Raw genomic sequence first — 9088 nt, 5'->3', positions numbered from 1 at the left:
ATTAAGCAGAAGGTAGCGGGGCAGTTTAAAACAGGTCAAAATGCTTTTTGTACCATTCGTTCTGTCATTGATACGCTTCTCAAAAGGAATCTTGAGGTATTGCCATACCTAACTCAAATAATCAAATTACAACCTGTGTCGTAACCTGACTTTTTCGATAATTACCAAATCGGAAAAAAATCAACAGGATAAAACGATTCATTATTACTTTAATTATTCGGCCAATCCTCAAAAAAATCAGTACCCGCATCGCAGTGGAAATGAGTTGCTTTCCAACAAATCGGTTGCTCAAAACACGTCGTTGGAATTGGAGGCTTGGGGAACAAAAATTATCGAAGAAAATTAAACCTTTAAATGAATCATGGAAAAAACAATTTCGCGTCGTGATTTTATCACCGCCACCCCTTTAGCAACGGTCAGCCTGATGCTCGGTTTCAGTTCTGCCGGCAATGCAATGAATCGGTGGTTGGAAAAACCCAATTCCAAATTTGGCGGTGTTCAAATTGGTGTTATTACGTATTCGTATCGGAGTATGCCCCACGATGTTGACCAGTTACTGCAATTTTGCATTGATTCCAACGTCTCGGCGATTGAACTCATGGGCGATTCCGTAGAAGCATTTGCAGGTAAGCCCAAGTCACCTATTCAAATGGGACCACCACCCGCAGGAGGAGGCAGAAGACCGCCGCTCACCGACGAGCAAAAAGCCCAACTCGCTGAATACAACAAGCAGGTAGCTGAATGGCGCGCCAACGTTTCGATGGATAAATTCAAGGAAATTCGCAAGAAATACAATGATGCCGGTATTTCCATTTATGCGTTCAAGCCCAATGCCTTTGCGCCTACCAATACCGATGCCGAAGTGGAATACGCAATGAGAGCGGCTAAAGCATTAGGTGCCAACTGCGTAACGGTAGAACTTCCGACCGATCCTGCCCAAACGCAGCGGTTAGGCGATTTGGGAGCCAAAAACAAGGTATACATGGGCTATCACAATCACTTACAGGCTACTGATACGCTGTGGGATGTGGCCTTAGCACAGTCTCCTTACAACTCCATCAATTTCGATTGCGGGCACTACTTGGCCGCCGGTGGTAAAAATACGAAAGAGTCGCTGATGGCTTTTCTGGAAGCAAAACACGACCGTATCTCCACCATGCACATCAAAGACCGCACCACCAAAGAACACGGTCAGGGCAACCTGGAGTGGGGCAAAGGGGATACTCCCATCAAAGAAATGCTGTTGATGTTCAAAGCGAAAAAATACAAGTTTCCGGTAACTATCGAATTGGAGTACGATATTCCTGCGGGCTCCGATGCCGTCAAAGAAGTGGCCAAATGCGTATCGTTTGCCAAAAATATTTTAGTGTCTTAACACGCTGCCCTACGCCCGTGAGTTTTTGTCGCTACGGTAGATTCTCACGGGTAAATTATCCCTTGAATTACTTCAAATAGGTTAAAATGAGAAACGTATTCGTATTCTTAAGTGCTCTTCTATTGACTCATTGTTCATTTGCCCAACAGCCGATGGGCAAAGTGGTGAGTCGCGTTATTCATTTCGCTTATTTGCAAAATACGGGTGGCGAAAGCCCGGATTGTAAGATTTCGGTCTACCTCCCGCCCAATTATGAACAGTCCAATCAACGCTATCCGGTCATCTATTACCTGCACGGATTCATGGGTACTGACAGCATTAGCGCTGGCATGAAAGCGATTTTGGACCGAGGAATCAGCACGGATAAAATTCGCCCGTTTGTATTGGTTATCTCCAATCAATACACTTTGTACGAAGGTAGCTTTTACAGCAATTCTCCGCTGATTGGCAATTGGTCTGATTTTACGGCAAAGGAATTGGTGGAGTACATGGATAAAAATTTCAAAACCCTGCCCAATAAAGAAAGCAGAGGAATCGGCGGGTATTCCATGGGGGGCTATGGAGCACTGAAAATAGCCATGCTCTACCTGGAAGTGTTCAGTAGTGTGTATGCGCTCAGTCCCGGTTTATTGGCCTTTGTGAAAGAATTTGGAGCCAACAGTCCCGCCTATAAAGAAGTGGCGAGTATCAAAACGAGGGAAGAATTGAAGAAAACGTATTACCCGAAAGTACTGGTGGCAGTGGCAAGGGCTTGGTCGCCAAATCCTGCCAAACCGCCTTTTTACTGTGATTTTCCTTTTACGTACGACGGGGATAAGTTAATTGTTAATCAGGCTATTGTGGAAAAATGGGAGCAAAATATGCCCGTCTACATGGCGGGTAAATACGCCGATAACCTGCGAAAGCTGAAAGCCATAAAAATGGATTGGGGACGAAATGATTCCCAACGTTTTCCCATCTAAATCGGGATGCTGAGTCAACGTTTGGAAAATTTAGGTATCAATCATTATACGGAAGAATACATCGGCGACCACGGAAATAAAATATGGACCGTCGACGGCCGGGTTTTAAATGACCTGTTGCCCTTTTTTAATGATTATCTGAAGTTTGAATAATCACTTTTAGTTTATACAGAACCTCCTCTTCATGATTCATTTCTTCAAAAGTGCATTTACACTTGTGGGAGGAGAGCATTAATTTTTGAAAAAATTAAACCTATCATAAATCAATGAAAAAAGTATCGTTTTTTCTGCTGGCAACTGCTGTGTGCAGTTGTTTTCAGTCCACCATTGCCCAAATCACTACGGGTGAAAATGTGGCCGTTACTGCGACTGACGCGGGTAAAGTGCGCGGTTACATTCACAATGCCATCTTTACGTATAAAGGCATACCGTATGCGGAAGCCAAACGTTTCGAAGCCCCTCAAAAACCAAAACCGTGGCAAGGGGTGCGCAGCTCTCTGACGTACGGACCGGTGGCTCCTTTGATGGATCCAACGACGTCAGTACAGGATGAAACTGAGTTTGTATTTCACCACGATTGGGGCTATCCCAACGAAGATTGTATGCGTATTAACGTTTGGACGCCGGGCATTAATGACGGCAAAAAACGCCCCGTACTTTTCTGGATTCATGGGGGCGGTTTTACGACCGGTTCGTCGCAGGAATTGCCTTCGAACGACGGTGAAAATTTGGCAAAAAAGGGGGATGTTGTGGTCGTTTCCATCAATCACCGGCTGAATATTTTGGGCTATCTGGATTTGTCAGCGTATGGCGAAAAATACAAACAATCGGCCAATTTGAGTGTTCTGGACATGAAAGCGGCGTTGGAATGGGTAAAAACCAACATTGAAAATTTCGGGGGTGATCCCAACAACGTGACCATCTTCGGTCAGTCGGGTGGGGGAGCCAAAGTGAATACGCTGATGGCAATGCCTTCGGCCAAAGGACTGTTTCACAAAGCCGTCAACGAAAGCGGCTCGTTCAGAACGGCCATGTTGGAAAAAACAGAAACGCAGCGCATTGCGGCAGAAGTATTGAATGCTTTGAACCTCCAATCCAATCAGATTGACAGTTTGCAGAAAGTACCCTTCGAAAAACTCAGCGCTGCTGGCAAAAAAGCCCTCAAAATTGTAGCTGATAAAATGAAAGCCGAAGGCAAACCTGTGATTGGTTTTGGACTGAGCTGGGGCCCAAGCCGTGATGGTGAGGTATTGCCTTACCAACTCTTCTCAAACGAGGCATTTGAATTGTCCAAAAATATTCCGCTGTTGATCGGTACGGTCAAAAATGAATTCATGGCTTCATTGGGCGCGGGCTTAAGCAACGGGACCACTAAGCAAGTGACGGATTTTGTTAAAAAACGCTATGGGGTAAAGGCTGATGCCTATTTAGCGGCGGCTAAAAAAGCCTACCCTAACGATACAAAGCCCTCTGATCTGATCGATATTGATGCCATGTTCCGCCCTGGAGCGGTGGTGCAGGCCAATATGAAATCGGCAGTAGCGAGCGGCGCTCCTGTGTATATGTACCTGTTTACGTGGCAATCGCCGGTGATGGGTGGAAAATTCAAAGCGATTCACTGCATAGATCTGCCGTTTGTATTCAACAATATAGCACGCAGCGAAGAAATGACGGGCGGGACCAAAGAAGCCTATGTTTTGGCCGATAAGATGAGTCAGGCATGGATTAATTTTGCCCGTACCGGCAACCCGAGCCATAAAGACCTTCCTTCCTGGCCTGCCTACACTACTGCCAACACAGCTACAATGCACTTTGATAATCAGTGCGTTGTGAAGCCTCAAATGGACAAAGAATTGTTTGATTTATTGAGTAGTAATTAGTAGTTTCTATAAAAATAGGAAAGAGGGCAGGGATTTTCTTCAGTGGGGAACCCCCTGCCTATTTACCAACTTTTCTGAAAAATTATAAACTGTCTGACTTCAAAACTACTTTCCCAATGCTCGCGCTGCTCGGTTTTTTGACCATCTCCGTGTTTCTGCTATTGATTATGACCAAACGAGTTTCGGTCATAACCGCCTTGGTGTTGGTACCTTTATTTTTTGGTTTTTGTGCCGGATTTGGCGTGAAAGAGTTGGGAGAAATGATGTTGACGGGCATTAAGCAGGTAGCACCTACGGGGATTTTGTTGATGTTTGCCGTACTGTATTTTGCCACCATGCTCGACGTAGGTCTGTTTGATCCCGTCATTGCCGCCATCGTGCGTTCAGTTAAAGGCGACCCGCTGAAAGTTGTACTCGGCACGGCTATTATCACTATGATTGTTCATCTCGACGGGGATGGGACGGCTACATTTATGATTGTACTCTCGGCCTTTTTGCCGATTTACAAAAAACTCAATATCAATCGATTGGTTCTGTCGGGTATTGTGGCGATGAGCGTGGGGCCTATGCACTTGGTGCCTTGGTCGGGAACGTCAGCCCGAGCCATATCGACGTTGAAGACCGATGTGCCTCATATTTTCAACCCCAACATTCCTGCTATCATCGGAGGTGTTTGCTGGGTACTTTTTGTGGCGTATTGGTTTGGAAAAAAAGAGCGTAAGCGGTTGGGAATTCTCGATTTTGACTACAACCATGGGGAAAGCCTGAACGACGCCCAAAAAGCCTGAGACGCCCTAAGTTGCTGTGGTTGAACGCTCTGATGACCATTGGTTTAATTGTCACGTTGATGAAAGGGTGGGTGCCTGCACCGGCGCTTTTTGTGGTGGCGAGTATGTTGGCGTTGGTGATTAACTATCCTAAGTTACCTGACCAACAAAAAATCCTGCGCGGCCACGGTAACAATATCTTTATGGTATCAAGTATGATATTCGCGGCAGGTATTTTTTCGGGAATATTAACGGGTTCCAAGATGATTGAAGCCATGGCAACGGCACTGGTGTCGCTCATTCCGCAGCAACATGCCACCCTGTTGCCAACATTGACAGCCCTGACGAGTATGCCGGCCAGTATGCTTTTTACCCCCGATGCGTATTATTTTGGGGTTGTCCCCATATTGAGCCAAACCGCCACTCAATTCGGTATGGGTCCGCTTGAAATCGGTCGGGCGGCCTTACTTGGGCAAATGACGGTAGGCTTTCCCATCAGTCCACTGACGGCGTCTACGTTTTTATTGGTGGGCTTATCAGAAGTAGATTTGGGTGACCATCAGCGTTTTATTTTCAAATGGGCGTGGGGCACCACGATCGTGATGACGATTGTGGCGTTATTGACGGGTTCGATTCATATATGAAATAAATTGCCGTTTTGAATTCTAATTTATGGTTAAAATAGGTATATTTGTAAAAAAAAAGAAGATGTGTAAAATTTAGCCAAAATGATAATAGAGTTTGCGGTTACCAATTTTCGTTCAATTAAAGAACGGCAAATATTGACTTTCAAAATTGATGGCCAAATAGGGAAGGCAATGTTACCTGAACAAATTGTCCTCCCAAAAGATAAAAGCCACGGTTTTAGCTTAGTAACATCAGCCGTAGTTTATGGTGCAAATGCATCAGGAAAAAGTAATTTCTTGAAAGCATTACACGCATTAAATTATATGGTTGAAAATTCAACGGATTTCAAGTTAGATAAACCAATCCCAACTTATGAACCTTTTAAATTAGACAGACAAACAATAAAAGAACCGACTAAATTTGAAATAGATTTTATTGCCAAAGATTTACGGCGTTATACCTATGAGATAGTATTTAATAGGAAGGAAATCTTGGATGAAGAGTTGTATTTCTACGAACTGGATAGAAGTTCGCCAAGAAAGGCACTTTTATACAATCGATTGCAGAATAAAGAAATTGTTTTTGGAGAAAATTATAAAGGTAGAAAAGACTTCTCCTTAAACCCAAATCAACTTTTTCTGTCGAAATCTGGTGTAGATGATATCCCTTCAATTAAAGAAGCGTATCGTTTTTTTTCTACTTACTTGTTATATGCGGCTGCACAGACTACTCAATTTGATGAAGAAATGTTAAAAGCTACTGAAAGGATTTTTAAGGATGAAAGTTCTGGGGAAATGTCTTTTAAAGAGGCAATTATATCAATCATTAAAGCATCAGATACTGGTATCAACAGCATCTTTTTACAAGATATTGATATTTCGACAATGAAATTTATGGATGATATTGATATTCCTAATGAAGAAAAGGAGAAGATTTTAAGTCGCCTTAAAACAAGAATAAAAACAGTACATCCACTATACGAAAAAGGAATTAAGGTAGGAGAAAGTATTTTTGATTTATCGGAAGAGTCAACAGGTACAATGAAACTTTTAGGATTGGCTGGTATTATAGTATATGCTTTAAAAGATGGATCTGTTATTATAATAGACGAATTAGATAAAAACCTTCACCCATTATTAACAAGGATGATAGTTAGCTTATTTCATAATCCTATTATCAATAAAAATAATGCACAGTTGATCTTTTCAACACATGATGTTAGCTTAATTGATAAAGATTTGTTTAGGCGTGATCAGATTATTTTAGTTGATAAGGATGAAGAAGGAAAATCTGGGATAAAACGACTTTCTGACTTTGTAGGTATTTCAAAAATAATTCCACTGGCTAAATGGTATATGGCTGGAATGTTTAAAGGCATCCCTTCTATAAATGAATACCAAATAAGTATAAATGAATAATTTGAATGGCAGAGATTCAACCTTATATTCGTCTTGCCTGTGAAGGTGGAAAAACAGAGCCTAATTATTTTAACGGATATTTAAGGTCAAAAGGGTTTAAACAACCCAATATGGCATTTAAGCCCAAAGACCATTCTCCAATAGGGGTTGCTCGTGCGGCAAAAGAGGAGTATCAAAAGGCAATCAGACTTAAAATCCCCAAAGATAAAATATTTGTTTGGGCAATTTTTGATAGAGATGGTCATGCAGGAGTTGAAAATGCTATTGAAATGCTGAGAACGACTGCTATAAGTACAGCTTTTTCAAATATTTGCTTTGAGTATTGGATACTACTACATTTTGAAAGAACATCAAGGTCTTTTAGTAACTGTGATGAATTGGTAAGAGATATCAAAGAAAATCATGATAGTGACTATGATAAAGCAAATAACCATTTTGATAGGTTAAAAGATAGGGTGCCAAACGCAATCTCGAATGCTACTTGGTTGAAAAACGCAATTTGGAGAGAAGAAGAACGACCTGTTTGGCAATTAAATCCATATACAGATGTACATCATATATTTAATTCTTTACTTGAAAAGGGATTCATTAATGATATATGAAACAAAAAATCAGAATAGGCTGCGGAGCGGGTTTTTCGGGCGATAGAATGGAACCAGCAGTGATTCTTGCCGAACAGGGAGAGTTAGATTATTTGGTGTTGGAGTGTCTGACTGAGCGTACGATTGCTTTAGCCCAAAAGCGTAAAATTAAAGACCCGACCAAAGGCTATGACCCTTTGTTGGAAAGACGTATCGAAGGTTTGTTGCCAATTTTGATTAAAAATAAAGTGCGACTTATTACCAATATGGGAGCGGCGAACCCCATCGCTGCAGCGGAAAAAATAATTGAAATTGCTCAAAAACAGGGCCTAAAAGTAAAAGTGGCAGCTGTTACGGGCGACTCACTGATTGACGATTTTCGATTTTCGAATGACGATTTTGCGGTATTTGGTAATGAATCATTTGCGTATGATTTAATTGTAAATCGGCAATCGGCAATCGAAAATCAATTTCGGCCAATGCTTATTTAGGTGTCGAAGGGATTTTGGATGCCCTGAAATCAAACGCTGATATTATTATTACGGGACGAGTGGCGGATCCTTCGCTGTTTTTAGCTCCTATGATTCATGAGTTTGGTTGGCCTGTAGATGACTATGATTTAATGGCAAAAGGTACGGTCGTCGGGCATTTGCTGGAATGTGCCGGGCAAGTGACGGGAGGTTATTTCGCAGACCCTGTTAAAAAGCCCGTGCCTGATTTGGATACGTTAGGACATCCGTTTGCTGATATTTTTGTGGATGGTTCAGCCATTATCAGTAAGGTGGAAGGAACGGGCGGAGAGGTTAACTTGGCAACGGCAAAAGAGCAATTGTTGTACGAGGTCGTCAATCCGTACAGTTACCTTACGCCCGATGTTTCAGCTGATTTTACAACCGTGCATTTGGAACAAGTGGGGGAGAATCAAGTGAAAGTTTGGGGTGGAACGGGAAAAGAAAAACCTCCAACACTTAAAGTAAGTGTGGGGTATCAGGCAGGATTTTTGGGCGAAGGAGAAATCTCTTATGCAGGTTGTAATGCATTGGCAAGAGCCTGGTTGGCAGGTGAAATTATTGAAAAACGGTGTAAAGGAGATTTTTCTGATTTGCGAATAGATTATGTAGGCGTTTCGTCTATTCATCGAACCGATTTTCACCATACCATTGAACCCTATGAAGTGCGCCTGTGGGTAGCTGCCAATGCGCCAACAGCCGCAAAAGCGGCGTTGATTGGTGAGGAAGTAGAAGCACTTTATACCAATGGTCCGGCAGGCGGAGGCGGGGCACGAAAATACGTCACTGAAGTGATAGGAATTGTCTCAGTATTGGTTGACAGACAAAATATTATACCAAAAGTTGCTTTTTTTGGTAGTGCTTCAATTATGGTGCTGAGAGCCCCATTGCATGATTCAAATTATGGTAGCATAAATAGAATTTGATAGCCCCAATGTGATTTTCTAATTTTTTAGAAAATGAGAGGGT

At 42.4% G+C, this 9088-nt stretch carries 8 protein-coding genes and 1 pseudogene; all 9 read left to right on the top strand.

The genetic code is table 11. The annotated features are described in order from the left end of the window. Positions 1-361 precede the first annotated feature (361 nt). Positions 362-1375, top strand: coding sequence for a sugar phosphate isomerase/epimerase (locus Q0081_RS27840; protein WP_298361258.1), 1014 nt, complete (start codon positions 362-364; stop codon positions 1373-1375). Positions 1376-1461: 86 nt separating this feature from the next. After that, positions 1462-2337 (top strand): esterase family protein, encoded by an 876-nt coding sequence (locus Q0081_RS27835; protein WP_298361256.1) that lies wholly within the window; start codon positions 1462-1464, stop codon positions 2335-2337. A gap of 6 nt (positions 2338-2343) precedes the next feature. After that, positions 2344-2490, top strand: coding sequence for a hypothetical protein (locus tag Q0081_RS27830; RefSeq protein WP_298361253.1), 147 nt, complete (start codon positions 2344-2346; stop codon positions 2488-2490). A 113-nt stretch (positions 2491-2603) separates the two neighbouring features. Beyond that, positions 2604-4217 carry a carboxylesterase/lipase family protein gene (locus Q0081_RS27825; RefSeq protein ID WP_298361251.1) on the top strand — a complete coding sequence of 538 codons (1614 nt, stop codon included), beginning with the start codon at positions 2604-2606 and terminating at the stop codon, positions 4215-4217. Between the two features lie 116 nt (positions 4218-4333). Continuing rightward, positions 4334-5628: pseudogene (locus Q0081_RS31730) on the top strand (CitMHS family transporter). Between the two features lie 84 nt (positions 5629-5712). Beyond that, positions 5713-7029 (top strand): ATP/GTP-binding protein, encoded by a 1317-nt coding sequence (locus Q0081_RS27810; protein ID WP_298361247.1) that lies wholly within the window; start codon positions 5713-5715, stop codon positions 7027-7029. Positions 7030-7034: 5 nt separating this feature from the next. Then, a complete protein-coding gene (locus tag Q0081_RS27805; RefSeq protein WP_298361245.1) occupies positions 7035-7631 on the top strand; it encodes an RloB family protein in 597 nt (198 codons plus the stop codon). Further along, a complete protein-coding gene (locus Q0081_RS31725) occupies positions 7628-8101 on the top strand; it encodes an acyclic terpene utilization AtuA family protein (protein ID WP_310586537.1) in 474 nt (157 codons plus the stop codon). Before Q0081_RS27805 ends, Q0081_RS31725 begins: the two co-directional genes overlap by 4 nt. Positions 8102-8115: 14 nt before the next feature. Then, on the top strand, positions 8116-9045 hold the full coding sequence (locus Q0081_RS31720) for an acyclic terpene utilization AtuA family protein (protein ID WP_310586536.1): 930 nt from the start codon (positions 8116-8118) through the stop codon (positions 9043-9045). Positions 9046-9088 lie beyond the last annotated feature (43 nt).

Origin of the sequence: Runella sp. (assembly GCF_027484545.1) — a bacterium.
GTDB lineage: Bacteria > Bacteroidota > Bacteroidia > Cytophagales > Spirosomataceae > Runella.
This window is presented reverse-complemented; position numbering and strand designations above follow the sequence as displayed.